This is a genomic window from Deinococcus sp. YIM 134068 (assembly GCF_036543075.1).
Taxonomy (GTDB): domain Bacteria; phylum Deinococcota; class Deinococci; order Deinococcales; family Deinococcaceae; genus Deinococcus; species Deinococcus lichenicola.
In genome coordinates, this window is the sequence record NZ_JAZHPF010000059.1 from 1 (window position 1) to 947 (window position 947).

General features: G+C 65.7%; 1 protein-coding gene. It reads right to left on the reverse strand.

From position 1 onward, the window contains the following. Positions 1-947, reverse strand: a 947-nt coding sequence (tuf, locus tag V3W47_RS19665) for an elongation factor Tu (protein WP_331826929.1), incomplete at both ends; no start/stop codon positions are given.

The following is a 947-nucleotide window of genomic DNA, read 5'->3' on the forward strand; positions in this document are numbered from 1 at the left end:
CCACCCTCGCGGATGGCGAAGCGCAGGCCCTCTTCCATCGCGATGGGCTTGATCAGTTCCACCGTGAAGGTCACGTTATCGCCCGGCATCACCATCTCCACCCCCTCGGCCAGTTCCACCACCCCCGTCACGTCCGTCGTGCGGAAGTAGAACTGGGGACGGTAGCCCCCGAAGAACGCACTGTGCCGCCCGCCCTCGTCCTTGCTCAGGACGTACACGCTGGCCTCGAACTTGGTGTGCGGCTTGATGCTGCCGGGCTTGGCGAGCACCTGACCCCGCTCCACGTCGTCGCGCGCGACGCCGCGCAGCAGCACGCCCACGTTGTCCCCCGCCATCCCGCTGTCCAGCAGCTTGCGGTGCATCTCGATCCCGGTCACGGTGGTCTTCTTGGTGTCCCGCAGCCCGATGATCTCCACCTCATCCTGGACCTTGACGACGCCACGCTCGACGCGGCCCGTGGCAACAGTGCCACGGCCCGTGATGGTGAACACGTCCTCGACGGGCATCAAAAAGGTCTTGTCGGTGTCCCGCTCGGGGGTGGGGATGTAGCTGTCCACCGCGTCGAGCAGTTCCCAGATGTTGTCGACCCACTTGTTCTCGCCGCGCGCGGTCTTGGGGTTGGCCTGCAGCGCCTCCAGTGCCTGCAGGGCGCTGCCCTTGATCACGGGCAGGTCGTCGCCGGGGAACTCGTACTTGCCCAGCAACTCGCGCACTTCCATCTCGACGAGTTCGAGCAGTTCCTCGTCGTCCACCATGTCCACCTTGTTCATGAACACGACGATGTAGGGCACGCCGACCTGACGGGCGAGCAGGATGTGCTCGCGGGTCTGGGGCATCGGGCCGTCGGCACTCGAGACCACGAGGATGGCCCCGTCCATCTGGGCCGCGCCGGTGATCATGTTCTTGACGTAATCGGCGTGACCGGGGCAGTCGACGTGGGAGTAGTG